The sequence below is a fragment of the Mycolicibacterium fallax genome (assembly GCF_010726955.1).
Classification (GTDB): Bacteria; Actinomycetota; Actinomycetes; order Mycobacteriales; family Mycobacteriaceae; genus Mycobacterium; species Mycobacterium fallax.
In genome coordinates this window covers 2,180,139-2,194,824 of sequence record NZ_AP022603.1, presented here as the reverse complement: position 1 = coordinate 2,194,824, position 14,686 = coordinate 2,180,139, and the positions used below count along the sequence as shown (strand labels likewise).

Genomic DNA, 14,686 nt, shown 5'->3' with positions numbered 1-14,686 from the left:
CCATGGCCGAGTTGAAGATCACCCAGGTGCGGGGCATCGTCGGGGCGCGCTGGAATCAGCGGGAAAGCCTGCGGACGCTGGGCCTGCGCAAGATCCGCCAGTCGGTGGTCCGTGAGGACACCCCGGCGACCCGCGGCCTGATCCGCGTTGTTGATCACCTCGTCGAGGTGGAGGAAGTCAAATGAGCGTCATCAAGCTGCACGACCTGAAGCCGGCTCCCGGCTCCAAGAAGGCCAAGACCCGCGTCGGTCGCGGTGAGGGATCCAAGGGTAAGACCGCGGGCCGCGGCACCAAGGGCACCAAGGCGCGCAAGAACGTGCCGGTCACCTTCGAGGGTGGCCAGATGCCGATCCACATGCGGCTGCCCAAGCTGAAGGGCTTCCGCAACCGGTTCCGCACCGAGTACGGCCCGGTGAACGTCGGCGACATCGCCAAGGCGTTCCCGAACGGCGGCACCATCGGTGTTTCCGAGCTGGTGGATGCGGGCCTGGTCCGCAAGAACGTGCTGGTGAAGGTGCTCGGCGACGGCAAGCTGGCCGTCAAGGTCGACGTCACCGCGCACAAGTTCTCCGGCTCCGCCCGGGAGGCGATCACCGCCGCCGGCGGCACCGCCACCGAGCTGTAGTTCGACCAAGCACGACAGGGGCTCCCGCTTCGGCGGGGGCCCCTTTCGGCCGTTTCGGGCCGGCCGGCGTCAGCCGGGGGCGTCGAGGGGAGCGAAGAGGCGGACCGCGGCGGTCTTGCCCTTGAGCTGAATGCCGGGCCGCTCCACCAGCGTGACCGGGCTGGCACCCAGCAGCTCCCGGGTGTGCTGGGTCAGCAGTACGGTGTCGCCGGTCTGGCGGGTGGCCGACTCGACCCGTGCGGCGACGTTGACCGCGTCGCCGATCACCGAGAACTCCAGCCGCCCGGCCCCGCCGACATTCCCGGCGATCACCGGCCCGGAATTCAGCCCGACGCCCACCGACAGGGTGTCGCCGAACTCGGTGCGCACCGCCTCGGGGATGGCCAGCGCCGCGGTGAGCGCCCGCTCGGCGTGGTCGGGCTGGCGCCGCGGCGCCCCGAACACCGCCAGCAGCCCGTCGCCGGCGTACTTGTCGACGTGTCCGCCGTGGGCGTGCACCAGCGGCACGATCGTCTCGAAGAGCCGGTTGAGGATCGCCACCACCGCGGCCGGGGACAGCGCCTCGGCCAGCGCGGTGAACCCCCGGACGTCGACGAACATCATCGTCACCTCGACCTCCTCGGCCGGTGGGCCCGACTCGGTGCGCAGGATGTGCTCGGCGACGTCGCGGTCGACGTAGGTGCCGAAGGTCCGCCGGATCCGTTCCCGCTCGGCCAGCCCGGCGGTCATCGCGTTGAACCCGACCTGCAGCCGGCCGATCTCGCTGGCGTCGTCGACCAGCACCCGCACCGCGTAGTCACCCTGCTGCACTCGGCGCAGTGCGGCCCGCAGCGCGCCGATCCGCGCGGCGATCGACCGGACCGCGATCACGATCAGCGACAGCCCGGTCACCACCGCCGAGGTCACCAGCACCAGAATCGCGGCCAGCGTGCGCGGCACCCGGAACTCGGCGGCGGTCAGATAGCCGATGGTCAGGGTGGCGATCCCGACCAGCGGCACCCCGGTGGCCAGCGTCCAGGCCGCCAGCAGCCGACGGGTGATGGTGGGGCCGTAGTCGCGGTGCGGCGAGCTGCCGTCCAGCACGCCGGCCGACAGCGGCCGCATCACCCATTCCACCACCAGGTACCACACCCCGGTGGTGCTCAGGCCGCACAGCAGCACCGCGCACAGCACGTACGCCGCGGCGGCCGGCGTCGCGCGCAGCGCCAGCCCCGCGCAGAGCACCGCGCAGCCGGTCCAGATCGCCGCCGAGATCCGGGCGGCATCCCACGGCGCGGCCAGGGTCAGCTGAGCCTCGGCCGGCGTCGGCAACCGGTTCTCGGCCAGCCAGGCGGTCGCGGCGGCGAACTGTCGCCGCCGGTGTCGCAGCAGCAGCGGCAGCACCACGGCCAGCACCGCCCCGACCGCGATCCCGGCCAGCGCCAACTGCTCGCGGAACTGTTCGGGGGTCAGCAGGATCGGCGCGGCGAGGAACAGGAAGAGAAAGACGATCGCGCCGCCGAGGGCGTTGACCCCGGCGCCGGCCAGAATCCAGCGGTGCAGCACGATCCGGCGCAGCCGGTCCGGGGCCGCCGGGAGGGACCGCGCCGCCGGGACCCGCGACGGCGAGGCGCCGATGAACGGTGCCGGCCCCACCGATTCAGTGTGACGGATTCAACAGCGCCGCGGATCGGGAACGAGCCCGGAATTCGCTCGGCCGCCGCCGGTGCCCGGTCGTGGGAAGCGGGAGGTCGGCGCGCCGACTAAACTGGCGTCGGCCCGGTAACGGGTGGGGTGAATGAGGAGATAGACAAACGTGTCCAGTCATCGGTTCGTCACGGCGGTGCTCGCCGCCGGGTGCGTCGCCCTCGGGTGTGCTGCCGCCGCGGTAACCGCGGCCGGGGCGGCCTCGGCGGATCCGACCGAGGATCCGGTGCCCACCGCCGCCGACACCAAGTTCACCGAGGCCTTCAATCAGCTCGGCATCCCGGTGGCGCCCGACCAGAACATCCCGGCGCTCGGCCGGCAGGTCTGCGACATCATGACCTCCGGCCTGAAGGGGCAGATCAACCCGGTGCCCGCGGTCCGCGGCACGGTGTCGACCCTGGAATCCAACGGGTTGACCAAGCCGCAGGCCGTCACGCTGCTGCGGATGTCGGTCGCGACGTACTGCCCGCAGTACGGCCGCTACATCGGCCGGTAGGGCACAACCCGCTCGGTAGGCTCGACGCATGCTGTCTTTGCTGTCCGGCCTGCCCGGAGCCGACGACTTTCGTGCCATCGCCCGTCGTGTCGACACCGCCCGCCATCACGGCGTCCCGGCCGGGTGCATCCTGGAGCTCGATCTGACCACGGTGCCCGCCGAGACCGCGCACTTCGATCCGGTCGCGATCGTCAGCAGCCTGGCCGGCGGCCGTCGCCCGCTGCTGCTGCGCGAGACGGTCGCCGCGATCCACCGGGCCGCCGAGGACGACCGGGTCGCCGGGCTGATCGCCCGGGTACAGCTCAGCGCCGCCGCACCGGGTCCGGTGCAGGAGCTGCGCGAGGCGATCGCCGCGTTCACCGCCGCCAAGCCGTCGCTGGCCTGGGCCGAGGACTACCCGGGCACGCTGTCCTACTACCTGGCCTCGGCGTTCGGCGAGGTCTGGCTGCAGCCGTCGGGCACCGTCGGCCTGATCGGCTTCGCCACCCACCCGATGTTCCTGCGCGACGCCCTGGACAAGGCCGGGGTCTCGGCGGAGTTCATCGCCAAGGGCGAGTACAAGTCGGCGGCCAACATGTTCACCGAGCAGGCCTACACCGAGGCACACCGGGAGGCCGACGCCCGGCTACTCGACAGCCTGGCCGAGCAGGTCTGGCGCGACGTCGCCGCCAGCCGCGGTATCGACGAGGCCGCCCTGGACGCGCTGGCCGATCGGGCGCCGCTGCGCCGCGATGCCGCCGTCGAGGCCAAGCTGGTCGACCGGATCGGTTTCCGGGACCAGGCCTACGCCCGGATTGCCGAGCTGGCCGGCGCGCCGGTGACCGGCCCGGCCGGCGCCGACGGCGACGACGCCCCGCAGCGGCTGTTTTTGGCCCGCTACGCCCGCTCCGGGGCCCCGGGGCTGCCGACGCCGTCGCTGCCGGGGGTCAAGTCCGACCGCCGGATCGCCGTCGTCACGCTGTCCGGCCCGATCGTCAACGGCCGAGGGGAGCGCCCGCTGCTGCCGCTGGGCGGCTCCAGCGCCGGCGGGGACACCATCGCCGCGGCGCTGCGGCAGGCCGCCGCGGCGCCGGGCACGGCGGCGATCGTGCTGCGGGTGGACAGTCCCGGCGGGTCGGTGACCGCCTCGGAGACCATCTGGCGGGAGGTGGTGCGGGCCCGCGAGCGCGGCATCCCGGTGGTCGCCTCGATGGGCGCGGTGGCGGCCTCCGGCGGCTACTACGTGTCGATGGCCGCCGACGCGATCGTCGCCAACCCGGGCACCCTGACCGGCTCGATCGGGGTGATCACCGGCAAGCTCATCGCGCGCGGCCTCAAGGACAAGCTCGGGGTCGGCTCGGACGTGGTGCGCACCAACGCCAACGCCGACGCCTGGTCGCCGGACGCGCCGTTCACCGCCGACCAGCACGCCCAGGTGGCGGCGTCGGCGGAGATGTTCTACGACGACTTCGTCGCCCGGGTCGCCGAGGGCCGGGAGATGACCGTCGAGGCGGTGCACGAGGTGGCCCGGGGCCGGGTCTGGACCGGCGCCGACGCCGCCGAGCGCGGGCTGGTCGACGAGCTCGGCGGGCTGCGCACCGCGATCCGCCGGGCCAAGATCCTGGCCGGCATCGACCCGGACACCAAGGTGAAGGCGGAGTTCCTGCCCGGTTCGTCGGTCAAGGACCTGCTGCGGCCCAAGGCGTCCTCGCAGCCGGCCGCGGCGCTGGCCGATGTGCTGGCCGGCGCGGTACTGGGCTCGGTGGCCGGCGCGGTCGAGCAGACCGGCCGCGCGCTCAACGGCGTCAACGCGCTGTGGCTGGGCGACTGGCGGTTCTGACTAGCGGGTCGCCGACACGTAGACGATCTCGCCGAGCACGTCGTCCTCCTCGGGGGCGGGCAGCACCCGGTCGTGCCGGGTGAACAGCTCCGCGCGCGGCACCCCGGTGACCGCCCAGCCCTGGCCGGTCAGGTAGTCCATCACGTGGCTGCGGGCACCGGCGAACACCAGCGCGCCCATGTCGATGTCCAGGCCCCGCTCGCGCAGCTGGGTGGAGGCCGCCCTGGCCTGCTCCCGGTCGAAGTCCATGATCCCGGGCACGTATTCGGTGGCCACCGCGCTTGCCGGCGCGGACAGCGCGGCGATCTCGTCGAACAGCCGGTCCTGGGCCTCCGGCGGCAGGTAGATCAGCAGCCCCTCGGCCAGCCACGCGGTCGGCGCGGCCGGATCGAAACCGGCCGCGGCCAGCGCGGCCGGCCAGTCCTCGCGCAGGTCGATGGCGACGGTGCGCCGGGTGGCGGTCGGGACGGCCCCGATGCCGGCCAGCGTCTCGGACTTGAACGCGATCACCTCGGGCTGGTCGATCTCGTAGACCACGGTGCCCGCCGGCCAGGCCAGCCGGTAGGCCCGGGCGTCCAGGCCGGCGGCGAGGATGACGACCTGCCGGATCCCGGCGGCGGTGGCCTCGGTGAAGTAGTCGTCGAAGAACCGGGTTCGCACCGCCATCCCGTCGATCATGGCCTGGGTGCGCGCCGGGGAGGCGCCGGGGATCTGGGTGTCGATGTCGCCGTCGAGCACCCGGGTGAAGAACTCGATGCCGACCGCCCGGGCCAGCGGGGCGGCGAACGGGTCATCGATCAGCGGCCGCGGATCGCGGCTGGCCAACGCGCGGCCGACGGCGACCATGGTCGCCGTCGCGCCCACGCTGGAGGCCAGGTCCCAGCTGTCATTGTCGGATCGGGTCATGCTCGCCTCCTGCGGGGCCGGCTCAGTCGCGGATCGCGACGATCGCGGTGGAGTCGCTCAGCCCGGCCGCCTCCTGCCCGGTCGGGAAGGCACGCCCGTAGCCGGCGAACACCTCGGTGCGGGCCCGGCCGGTCACCGACCAGCCGCGCTCGGCGAGATACTGCGCCGCGTCGTTGCGCTCACCACGGTAGGTCAGCGCGGCGAAATCCAGGCCCACTCCGGCACCTTTCCAGGAGTCGGCCAACTGTTGGGATCGCTCGTTCAGGGCCGCGACGACGTCGCCGCGGTGAAACTCGGTGGCCAGCCGGCTGCCGGGGGCCGACAGTGCGGTGATGTTGTCGAACAGCCGGTCCTGGGCCTGCGGCGGCAGGTAGATCAGCAGGCCCTCGGCGATCCAGGCGGTGGGCGCGGCGGTGTCGAAGCCGGCGGCGCGCAGCGCGGCGGGCCAGTCCTCGCGCAGGTCGACGGTCACCGCGCGGCGCTCGGCGGTCGGGGCGGCGCCCAGCGCGGCCAGCGCGGCGTTCTTGCCGTCCAGCACGGCCTGCTGGTCGATTTCGTAGACCGTGGTGCCCGCGGGCCAGTCCAGCCGGTAGGCGCGCGAATCCAGGCCGCTGGCCAGGATCACCGCCTGACGCACCCCGGCGGCCGCCGCGTCGGCGAAGAAATCGTCGAAGAACCGGGTTCGCACGGCCAGCACGGCGGTCAGCATCGCGACCGCGTCCGCGGCCTGCTCGGGCACCGCGGCGGTGCCGTCGACCAGCCCGACGAAGTGCTCGACGCCCACGGCCCGCACCAGCGGCGCGGCGAACGGATCGTGGATCAGCGGTTCGGGCTCGGCGCTGGCGAGCGCGCGGGCGGCGGCGACCATGGTGGCGGTGATGCCGACGCCGGAGGCCAGGTCCCAGCTGTCGCTGTCGGTGCGGGTCACCGGGTTGCGGTCAGGTAGGCGGCCGTCGGGAGGCGCTCGGGGTCCTCGATCGCGGGCAGCCCGCAGCCGGTCAGGATGTCGTTGGACGACAGCACCCGGACCGACCAGTTGCGGGCGGTCAGGTAGTCGCCGACGTCGGCGCGCTCGCCGAGATAGACCAGCTCGGAGAAATCCAGGTCGAAACCGTGCCGCTGCCACTGCTCGCGGACCTGCTGCATCCGGCTGGCGAGTTTGTCGTCGGGGGCGGCGTGCTGTGAGGGCACCGACTCCACCGCCAGCCGACTGCCGGGGGCGGACAGTTCACCGATGGTCTGCAGCAGCCGGTCCTGGGCCTCCGGCGGCAGGTAGCCCAGCAGGCCCTCGGCGATCCAGGCGGTCGGCGCGGCGGCGTCGAAGCCGGCGGCGGCCAGCGCGGCCGGCCAGTCGGCGCGCAGGTCCACCGCGACCGGGCGCAACTGCACCTTCGGTGCCGCGCCGAGCCCGGCCAGGGTGGTGGACTTGAAGGCGATCACCTCGGGCTGGTCGATCTCGAAGACCACCATGTCCGCCGGCCAGTCCAGCCGCCAGGCCCGGGAGTCCAGACCGGAGGCCAGGATCACCGCCTGGCGCACCCCGGCGGCCACCGCGGCGGCGAAGAAGTCGTCGAAGAACCGGGTGCGGGCGGCCATCCCGTTGACGAAGGCGGTGATGTCGGTGGGAGAGTCGTCGGTGTCGAGGTGCTCGGCGGTCAGCTCGCCGGCGGCCAGCCGGGTGAAGAAGTCCATTCCGACGGCGCGCACCAGCGGCTCGGCGAACGGGTCGTCGATGACGGCGTCGGGGCCGCGGCTGGCCACCGCGCGGGCGGCGGCGACCATGGTGGCGGTGGCGCCCACGCTGGAGGCCAGGTCCCAGCTGTCGTCGGCGGTTCGGGCCATCGGGCACCTCATTCTCGTCGGGCCCAACAATTAGTTAGGCGATGTAACTGATGCTAGTGGTCCCGGCTGTGAATCCGCTGAGCTCGCCGCATTCGGGGACGGTCAGCATCAACTGTTACTCTCGTAGACTGTTTGACGCCCGAGTCCACAGGCCGCCCGGTCTGACGGTGTCGGTGCTCGACCCAGGATTATCCGACGCTGGTCAGACCAGCCCCACCGGCACGCCGAGACCCGACCCGGCGGCCCAGGAGGAATGAGTGCTCTCCGCTTTCACCTCTGCGCTGCGGACACCGGACCTCAGGCGCAAGATCCTCATCACCTTGGCGCTGGTGGTGCTCTACCGGGTCGGCGCCTCGCTGCCCTCGCCCGGGGTCAACTACCGCAACGTGCACCAGTGCCTGGATCAGCTGCAGAGCGGTGACTCGGCGCAGCTGTACTCGCTGATCACGCTGTTCTCCGGCGGGGCACTGCTGCAGCTGGCGGTGTTCGCCGTCGGCGTCATGCCCTACATCACCGCCAGCATCATCGTGCAGCTGCTGACCGTGGTCATCCCGCGCTTCGAGCAGTTGCGCAAGGAGGGCCAGGCGGGCCAGGCCAAGATGACGCAGTACACCCGCTACCTGTCGATCGCGCTGGCGATCCTGCAGGCCACCAGCGTGGTCGCGCTGGCCGCCAACGGCGGCCTGATGCAGGGCTGCGACGCGCAGATCCTGATCGACGACTCCATCTTCACGCTGTTCGTGATCGTCATCGTGATGACCGGCGGCGCGGCCCTGGTGATGTGGATGGGCGAGCTGATCACCGAGCGCGGCATCGGCAACGGCATGTCGCTGCTGATCTTCGCCGGCATCGCCGCGCGCATCCCGTCCGAGGGCGGGATGATCCTGGAGAGCCGTGGCGCCGCCACCTTCACCCTGGTCTGCGTGGCCGCGATGGCCATCCTGGTCGGCGTGATCTTCGTCGAGCAGGGCCAGCGCCGCATCCCGGTGCAGTACGCCAAGCGGATGGTCGGCCGCAAGATGTACGGCGGCACCTCGACCTACCTGCCGCTGAAGGTCAACCAGGCCGGCGTCATCCCGGTCATCTTCGCCTCCTCGCTGATCTACATCCCGAACCTCATCACCCAGCTGGTCAACAGCGGCCGGGCCGATGCGGGCACCAGCTGGTGGGACAAGTTCGTCGGCAACAACCTGACCAACCCGGCCGATCCGATCTACATCGCCGTCTACTTCGGGCTGATCATCTTCTTCACCTACTTCTACGTCTCGATCACCTTCAACCCCGACGAGCGGGCCGACGAGATGAAGAAGTTCGGCGGCTTCATCCCGGGCATCCGGCCCGGCAAGCCGACGGCCGACTACCTGCGCTACGTGCTCAGCCGGATCACCCTGCCCGGGTCGATCTACCTGGGCGTCATCGCGGTGCTGCCCAACGTGTTCCTGCAGATGGGCGGCGGGCAGACGCTGCAGAACCTGCCGTTCGGCGGTGTGGCCGTTCTGATCATGATCGGCGTCGGACTCGATACCGTGAAGCAGATTGAAAGCCAGCTCATGCAGCGCAACTACGAAGGGTTCCTGAAGTGAGAATTGTTCTGCTCGGTGCCCCGGGCGCCGGTAAGGGCACCCAGGCGATCAAGCTGTCCGAGACCCTCGGCGTCCCGCAGATCTCCACCGGCGACCTGTTCCGGCACAACATCGGCGCAGGCACCGAACTCGGGGTGGCGGCCAAGAAGTACCTCGATGCCGGCGATCTGGTCCCCGCGTCGCTGACCAACGCGCTGGTCGACGACCGGCTGAACGACCAGGATGCGGCGGCCGGCTTCATCCTGGACGGCTTCCCGCGGTCGGTGGAGCAGGCCGAGGCGCTGGCCGAGATGCTGGCCCGCCGCGGCCTGCGGCTGGACGCGGTGCTGGAGTTCCGGGTGCCCGAGGACGAGCTGGTCGCCCGGCTCAAGGGCCGCGGCCGCGCCGACGACACCGAGGACATCATCCGCAACCGGATGAAGGTGTACCAGAGCGAGACTGCACCGCTGCTGGACTTCTACCGCGCCGAGCTGAAGACCGTCGAGGCCGTCGGCGAACTCGACGAGGTCTTCGGCCGGGCCCTGCGGGCACTGGGCCGGTAACCGGGGATGGGCATCCCCGGGCTGCGCGGCCGCAAGGTGGTGCCCCAGCGCACCGCCGGTGAGCTCGACGCGATGGCCGCCGCGGGCGCGCTGGTGGCCCGGGCGCTGGCCGCGGTCCGGGAGGCGGCCGCCCTCGGGGTGTCCACGCTGGAGCTCGACGAGGTTGCCGAATCCGTCATCCGCGACGGCGCCGGCGTCCCGTCGTTCCTGGGCTACCACGGCTTTCCGGCCACCATCTGCGCGTCGGTGAACGACCGCGTCGTGCACGGCATCCCGACGGCCCGCGAGCGGCTGGCGGCCGGGGACCTGGTCTCCATCGACTGCGGCGCCATCGTGGACGGCTGGCACGGCGACTCGGCGATCACCTTCGGGGTCGGGCCGCTCGGCGAGGCGGACGCCGCGCTGAGCGCGGCGACCCGGGAATCCCTGGAGGCGGGCATCGCGGCGATGCTGCCCGGCAACCGGCTGACCGACGTCTCGCACGCCATCGAGCGCGGCACCCGCGCGGCGGCCGACCGGTTCGGCCGGGCGTTCGGGATCGTCGCCGGCTACGGCGGCCACGGCATCGGCCGGGAGATGCACATGGACCCGTTCCTGGCCAACGAGGGCGCCCCCGGCCGCGGGCCGCGGCTGGCCGCCGGGTCGGTGCTGGCCATCGAGCCGATGCTGACCCTGGGCACCACCAAGACCCGGATCCTGGCCGACGACTGGACGGTGGTGACCGCCGACGGGTCGCGCGCCGCGCACTGGGAGCACACCGTCGCGGTCACCGACGACGGCCCGCGGATCCTGACCCTCGCGTGAACCGATGCCCGACACACCGGACAAACCGGACCCGATAGCCACCGCGCGCGCACACTGGGTGCGTGCCGGGTGGGGCGATGTCGCCGACGGGATGGTCGCGGTCACCTCGGTGATGCGGGCCCACCAGATCCTGCTGGCCCGGGTGGAGACGGCGCTGCGGCCCTACGAGCTGAGCTTCTCCCGATTCGAGCTGCTGCGGCTGCTGGCGTTCAGCCGGACCGGTTCGCTGCCCATCGCGAAGGCGTCGGCGCGGCTGCAGGTGCACGTCACCAGCGTCACCCACGCGATCCGCCGGCTGGAGGACGCCGGGCTGGTGCGCCGGCTGCCGCATCCGACCGACGGGCGGACCACCTTGGTGCAGATCACCGAGGACGGCAGGCGCACCGTCGAGCAGGCCACCGCGACGCTGAACGACGAGGTGTTCGCCGACATCGGGGTCTCCGGTGCGGACTCCCGCACGCTGGCCGCGGTGATCGACACCCTGCGGCGCAGCGCCGGCGACTTCTAGCTCTCGCGCAGCGCCTGGATGACGGCGCTGAAATCCAGCCCGGCATGCTCGGCGGCGAAATCGGCGTAGATCTGCGCGGCGTGGCTGCCCAGCGGGGCGGTGCTGCCGGTGGAGGCCACCGCGCTCATCGCCAGCTGCAGGTCCTTGTTCATCAGCGCGGTCGCGAAGCCGGGTTGGAAGTCGTTGTTGGCCGGCGAGGTCGGCACCGGTCCGGGCACCGGGCAGTTGGTGTGCACGGCCCAGCAGTTGCCGGTCGCGCCGGTGATCACGTCGAACAGCGACTGGGCGGACAGCCCGAGGTGCTCGGCCAGCACGAAGGCCTCGCCGATGGCGATCTGCTGCACGGCCAGCACCATGTTGTTGCAGACCTTGGCGGCCTGGCCGGCGCCGGGGGCCCCGCAGTGCACCACCTTGCCGGCCATCGGCTCGAGCACCGGCCGGGCGGCGGCGACGGCGTCGTCGCTGCCGCCGACCATGAACGCCAGGGTGCCGGCGACCGCGCCCTTGACCCCGCCGGACACCGGCGCGTCGAGCTGGGCGAAGCCGGCGTCGTCGGCCAGCCGGTTGACCGCGCGGGCGTCGTCGACCGAGATGGTCGAGCTGTCGATCAGCAGCGCGCCGGGCTTGGCGGCCGGCAGGATGTCGGCGTAGCAGCTGCGCACCAGGTCCCCGTTGGGCAGCATGGTGAGCACCACGTCGGCGCCGGTGACCGCCTCGGCGACGCTGCCCAGGACCGTCACACCGTTGGCCGCGGCGGCCTGCTGGGCGGCCGGCACCGGGTCGAAGCCGCGCACCGCGAACCCCGCGGAGACCAGGTTGGCGGCCATCGGCCCGCCCATGTGGCCCAGTCCCAGGAACGCCACCGTTGCCGCTGTCGTGGATGTCATCGCGGTCTGCCTCTCGTGTGTGTGGTCGCCGGTCATGCCGACGCGCGGGCCCGGGTGGCCTCGGCGCGCCCGATCACCACCCGCATGATCTCGTTGGTGCCCTCCAGGATGCGGTGCACCCGCAGGTCCCGGAGGATCTTTTCGACGCCGTATTCGCGCAGGTAGCCGTAGCCGCCGTGCAGCTGCAGCGCCGAGTCGGCGACGTCGTAGCAGGCGTCGGTGACGTAGCGCTTGGCCATCGCGCACAGCTCGACCTTGTCCGGCGCGCCGGCGTCGAGGGCTGCCGCGGCGCGCCACAGCATCAGCCGGGAGGTTTCCAGCGCGGTGGCCATGTCGGCCAGGGTGAACCGGATGGTCGGCTCGTCGATCAGCGCGCCGCCGAAGGCCTGGCGGTCCGCGACGTAGCCGCGGGCCTGTTCGTAGGCGGTCCGGGCGCCGCCCAGCGAACAGGCCGCGATGTTGATCCGGCCGCCGTTGAGCCCGTTCATCGCGATGCCGAACCCGGTGCCCTCGGCGGTCGGCCCGCCGAGCAGCGCGTCGGCCGGCACCCGGACGCCCTCCAGGATCACCTGCGCGGTGGGCTGGGCGGACCAGCCCATCTTCGCCTCGTTGACCCCGAAGGACAGCCCGGGGGTGTCCCGCTCGATGAGGAACGCCGAGATGCCGCGCGGCCCCTCGGCGCCGGTGCGCGCCATCACCAGGTACAGGTCTGACACACCGGCCCCGGAGATGAACTGCTTGACCCCGTCGAGCACGTACTCGTCGCCGTCGCGCACCGCACGGGTGCTGAGCGCGGCGGCGTCGGAGCCGGCGCCCGGCTCGGTCAGGCAGTAGCTGGCGACGGTCTGCATCGAGGCCAGCCGGGGGATCCAGTGGGCCCGCTGCGCATCGGTGCCGTAGCTGTCCACCATCCAGGCGCACATGTTGTGGATGGACAGGAACGACGCGATCGCCGGGTCGGCGGCGGCCAGTTCGGTGAAGATCCGCACCGCGTCGATCCGCCGCAGCCCGGAGCCGCCGACCTCCTCGGCGCAATAGACCGCCGCCATGCCGAGCTCGGCGGCCTCGCGCAGCACGTCGACGGGGAAGTGCTTGGTCTCGTCCCACTCCCGGGCGAACGGGGCCAGCCGCTTGGCCGCGAAGGCGGCGGCGGTTTCGGTGATGACCCGATCGTCCTCGTCGAGTTCGTAGGTGGCGGTCAACGGTGCCTACTTGAACGTCGGGATGACGAACTCGGCGCCATCCTTGATGCCCGACGGCCAGCGCTCGGTCACCGTCTTGACCTTGGTGTAGAACTGGATCGACGCGGTGCCGTACTGGTTCAGGTCGCCGAAGCCGGACCGCTTCCAGCCGCCGAAGCTGTGGTAGGACACCGGCACCGGGATCGGCACGTTGACGCCGACCATGCCGACCTGCACCCGGGACACGAAGTCGCGGGCGGTGTCGCCGTCGCGGGTGAACACCGCAACGCCGTTGCCGTACTCGTGCTCCGACGGCAGCCGCAGCGCTTCCTCGTAGTCGTGCGCCCGCACGATGCACAGCACCGGGCCGAAGATCTCGTCGGTGTAGATCGACATGTCGGTGGTGACGTTGTCGAACAGCGTGGGTCCGATGAAGTAGCCCTTGGACAGGTCCTCGTCGCCGAAGGTCAGCTCGGTGGCGCCGCGGTCCCGGCCGTCGACGACCAGCTCGGCGCCGGCCTCCACGCCGGCGGCGATGTAGCCGCGCACCCGCTCCAGGGCGGCACCGGTGACCAGCGGGCCGTAGTCGGCCTTCGGGTCCAGGCTGTGCCCGACGCGCAGCTGCTCGATCCGCTCGACCAGCCGGTTGCGCAGCCGGTTCGCGGTCTCCTCGCCGACCGGGACCGCCACGCTGATCGCCATGCAGCGCTCCCCGGCGCTGCCGTAGCCGGCGCCGATCAGCGCGTCGACGGCCTGGTCGAGGTCGGCGTCGGGCATCACGACCATGTGGTTCTTGGCGCCGCCGAAGCACTGCGCCCGCTTACCGTGCGCGGCCGCGCCGGAGTAGATGTACTGCGCGATGTCGGAGCTGCCGACGAAGCCGATGGCCTTGATGTCGGGGTGCTCGATGATGGCGTCGACGGCCTCCTTGTCGCCGTTGACGACCTGCAGCACGCCCGGGGGCAGGCCGGCCTCGCTGAACAGCTCGGCCAGCCGCAGCGGCACCGACGGGTCCCGCTCGGACGGCTTGAGGATCAGGGCGTTGCCGCAGGCCAGCGCCGGCCCGGCCTTCCACAGCGGGATCATCGCCGGGAAGTTGAACGGGGTGATGCCGGCGACCACGCCGAGCGGCTGGCGGATCGAGTACACGTCGATGCCGGTGCCGGCGCCCTCGGTGAACTCGCCCTTGAGCAGGTGCGGGATGCCGACGGCGAACTCGATGACCTCGACGCCGCGCTGGATGTCGCCGAGCGAGTCGGCGACGGTCTTGCCGTGTTCCTTGGACAGCAGCTCGGCCAGCTCGTCGGCGTTGGCGTTGACCAGCTCGATGAACTTCATCAGCACCCGGGCGCGGCGCTGCGGGTTCCAGGCGGCCCAGCCCTTCTGCGCCTCGACGGCCGAGGCGACGGCGGCGTTGACGTCGTCGGTGGAGGCCATCAGCACCTGGGCCTGCACGCCGCCGGTGCTGGGGTCGAGCACGTCGGCGGTGCGGGTGGAGGTCAGGGTGGCGCGCTGGCCGTCGATGAAGTGCGGAATCTGGGTGGTCATGGTGGTGTCCTGGTTCTTAGCTGCGTTTGGGAGTTGCTGTTGGGAAATACTTGGATGTCCTAGTAACGGAATAATGGTAGGACGTGCAAGTATCTTGCGCAAGGGTCTGACCCCCGGTCGTCACCGCTGGAACGGTCCGGGCAGCGGTCCGAACGGCCCGTTGCCGCGGCGGACGTCGCGGACCTCGGCGTCGGAGTGTTGGCCCAGCGCTTCGGCGAGCGGGCCGCAGGCGTCCCGGAGCAGTGCTGCCACCGACGGC

At 71.9% G+C, this 14,686-nt stretch carries 16 protein-coding genes; 8 read left to right on the top strand and 8 right to left on the bottom strand.

The window, feature by feature from the left end; all coding sequences use genetic code 11:
• Positions 1 to 2 precede the first annotated feature (2 nt).
• The gene (gene rpmD, locus G6N10_RS10385) at positions 3 to 185 is read left to right on the top strand and encodes a 50S ribosomal protein L30 (protein WP_085096445.1); all 183 of its coding nucleotides are present in this window, start codon (positions 3 to 5) and stop codon (positions 183 to 185) included.
• Complete coding sequence (rplO, locus tag G6N10_RS10380) at positions 182 to 625, top strand: 50S ribosomal protein L15 (RefSeq protein ID WP_085096447.1); 444 nt, start codon at positions 182 to 184, stop codon at positions 623 to 625. The genes rpmD and rplO overlap by 4 nt, the downstream gene beginning before the upstream one ends.
• Before the next feature lie 69 nt (positions 626 to 694).
• Here rplO and G6N10_RS10375 read toward each other — a convergent pair whose 3' ends face one another.
• Positions 695 to 2,260, bottom strand: a complete 1,566-nt coding sequence (locus tag G6N10_RS10375; protein WP_234810564.1) for an adenylate/guanylate cyclase domain-containing protein — start codon at positions 2,258 to 2,260, stop codon at positions 695 to 697.
• Positions 2,261 to 2,420: 160 nt separating this feature from the next.
• Here G6N10_RS10375 and G6N10_RS10370 point away from each other — a divergent pair, with 160 nt between their 5' ends.
• Entirely contained in the window at positions 2,421 to 2,807 is a 387-nt protein-coding gene (locus G6N10_RS10370) for a DUF732 domain-containing protein (protein WP_085096449.1), read from the top strand.
• 28 nt (positions 2,808 to 2,835) lie between these two features.
• On the top strand, positions 2,836 to 4,626 hold the full coding sequence (sppA, locus tag G6N10_RS10365; protein ID WP_085096451.1) for a signal peptide peptidase SppA: 1,791 nt from the start codon (positions 2,836 to 2,838) through the stop codon (positions 4,624 to 4,626).
• On the opposite strand, the gene G6N10_RS10360 is transcribed toward sppA, so the two are convergent.
• From G6N10_RS10360 to G6N10_RS10350, 3 genes are read right to left on the bottom strand one after another with little or no spacing between them, the layout of a single operon-like run.
• Positions 4,627 to 5,532 carry a class I SAM-dependent methyltransferase gene (locus tag G6N10_RS10360; protein ID WP_085096453.1) on the bottom strand — a complete coding sequence of 302 codons (906 nt, stop codon included), beginning with the start codon at positions 5,530 to 5,532 and terminating at the stop codon, positions 4,627 to 4,629.
• A 22-nt stretch (positions 5,533 to 5,554) separates the two neighbouring features.
• A complete protein-coding gene (locus G6N10_RS10355) occupies positions 5,555 to 6,460 on the bottom strand; it encodes an SAM-dependent methyltransferase (protein ID WP_085096455.1) in 906 nt (301 codons plus the stop codon).
• Positions 6,457 to 7,374 carry an SAM-dependent methyltransferase gene (locus G6N10_RS10350; RefSeq protein WP_085096457.1) on the bottom strand — a complete coding sequence of 306 codons (918 nt, stop codon included), beginning with the start codon at positions 7,372 to 7,374 and terminating at the stop codon, positions 6,457 to 6,459. The genes G6N10_RS10355 and G6N10_RS10350 overlap by 4 nt, the downstream gene beginning before the upstream one ends.
• A gap of 257 nt (positions 7,375 to 7,631) precedes the next feature.
• Here G6N10_RS10350 and secY point away from each other — a divergent pair, with 257 nt between their 5' ends.
• Genes secY through G6N10_RS10330 form a run of 4 tightly spaced genes read left to right on the top strand, consistent with a single transcriptional unit; the run spans position 7,632 to position 10,811 of the window.
• Positions 7,632 to 8,957: a preprotein translocase subunit SecY gene (secY, locus tag G6N10_RS10345; RefSeq protein WP_085096460.1), complete on the top strand. Its 1,326-nt coding sequence runs from the start codon at positions 7,632 to 7,634 to the stop codon at positions 8,955 to 8,957.
• Complete coding sequence (locus G6N10_RS10340) at positions 8,954 to 9,499, top strand: adenylate kinase (protein ID WP_085096462.1); 546 nt, start codon at positions 8,954 to 8,956, stop codon at positions 9,497 to 9,499. The genes secY and G6N10_RS10340 overlap by 4 nt, the downstream gene beginning before the upstream one ends.
• A 6-nt stretch (positions 9,500 to 9,505) precedes the next feature.
• Positions 9,506 to 10,303, top strand: a complete 798-nt coding sequence (gene map, locus G6N10_RS10335; protein WP_085096463.1) for a type I methionyl aminopeptidase — start codon at positions 9,506 to 9,508, stop codon at positions 10,301 to 10,303.
• A gap of 4 nt (positions 10,304 to 10,307) precedes the next feature.
• Positions 10,308 to 10,811: a MarR family transcriptional regulator gene (locus tag G6N10_RS10330; RefSeq protein ID WP_085096465.1), complete on the top strand. Its 504-nt coding sequence runs from the start codon at positions 10,308 to 10,310 to the stop codon at positions 10,809 to 10,811.
• Here G6N10_RS10330 and mmsB read toward each other — a convergent pair.
• From mmsB to G6N10_RS20600, 4 genes are all read right to left on the bottom strand, one after another.
• The gene (gene mmsB / locus G6N10_RS10325) at positions 10,808 to 11,734 is read right to left on the bottom strand and encodes a 3-hydroxyisobutyrate dehydrogenase (RefSeq protein WP_109750523.1); all 927 of its coding nucleotides are present in this window, start codon (positions 11,732 to 11,734) and stop codon (positions 10,808 to 10,810) included. The genes G6N10_RS10330 and mmsB overlap by 4 nt on opposite strands.
• Positions 11,731 to 12,900: an acyl-CoA dehydrogenase family protein gene (locus G6N10_RS10320; protein ID WP_085096467.1), complete on the bottom strand. Its 1,170-nt coding sequence runs from the start codon at positions 12,898 to 12,900 to the stop codon at positions 11,731 to 11,733. Before G6N10_RS10320 ends, mmsB begins: the two co-directional genes overlap by 4 nt.
• Before the next feature lie 6 nt (positions 12,901 to 12,906).
• Positions 12,907 to 14,427 (bottom strand): CoA-acylating methylmalonate-semialdehyde dehydrogenase, encoded by a 1,521-nt coding sequence (locus G6N10_RS10315; RefSeq protein ID WP_085096469.1) that lies wholly within the window; start codon positions 14,425 to 14,427, stop codon positions 12,907 to 12,909.
• A 120-nt stretch (positions 14,428 to 14,547) separates the two neighbouring features.
• Positions 14,548 to 14,679, bottom strand: coding sequence for a hypothetical protein (locus tag G6N10_RS20600; RefSeq protein WP_263993296.1), 132 nt, complete (start codon positions 14,677 to 14,679; stop codon positions 14,548 to 14,550).
• Between the last annotated feature and the right edge of the window lie 7 nt (positions 14,680 to 14,686).

Coding starts and splice junctions, on each gene's coding strand:
- rpmD (WP_085096445.1), top strand. CDS start 3: ATGGCCGAGTTGAAGATCACCCAGGTGCGGGGCATCGTCGGGGCGCGC.
- rplO (WP_085096447.1), top strand. CDS start 182: ATGAGCGTCATCAAGCTGCACGACCTGAAGCCGGCTCCCGGCTCCAAG.
- sppA (WP_085096451.1), top strand. CDS start 2,836: ATGCTGTCTTTGCTGTCCGGCCTGCCCGGAGCCGACGACTTTCGTGCC.
- G6N10_RS10360 (WP_085096453.1), bottom strand. CDS start 5,532: ATGACCCGATCCGACAATGACAGCTGGGACCTGGCCTCCAGCGTGGGC.
- G6N10_RS10350 (WP_085096457.1), bottom strand. CDS start 7,374: ATGGCCCGAACCGCCGACGACAGCTGGGACCTGGCCTCCAGCGTGGGC.
- map (WP_085096463.1), top strand. CDS start 9,506: ATGGGCATCCCCGGGCTGCGCGGCCGCAAGGTGGTGCCCCAGCGCACC.
- G6N10_RS10330 (WP_085096465.1), top strand. CDS start 10,308: ATGCCCGACACACCGGACAAACCGGACCCGATAGCCACCGCGCGCGCA.
- mmsB (WP_109750523.1), bottom strand. CDS start 11,734: ATGACCGGCGACCACACACACGAGAGGCAGACCGCGATGACATCCACG.
- G6N10_RS10315 (WP_085096469.1), bottom strand. CDS start 14,427: ATGACCACCCAGATTCCGCACTTCATCGACGGCCAGCGCGCCACCCTG.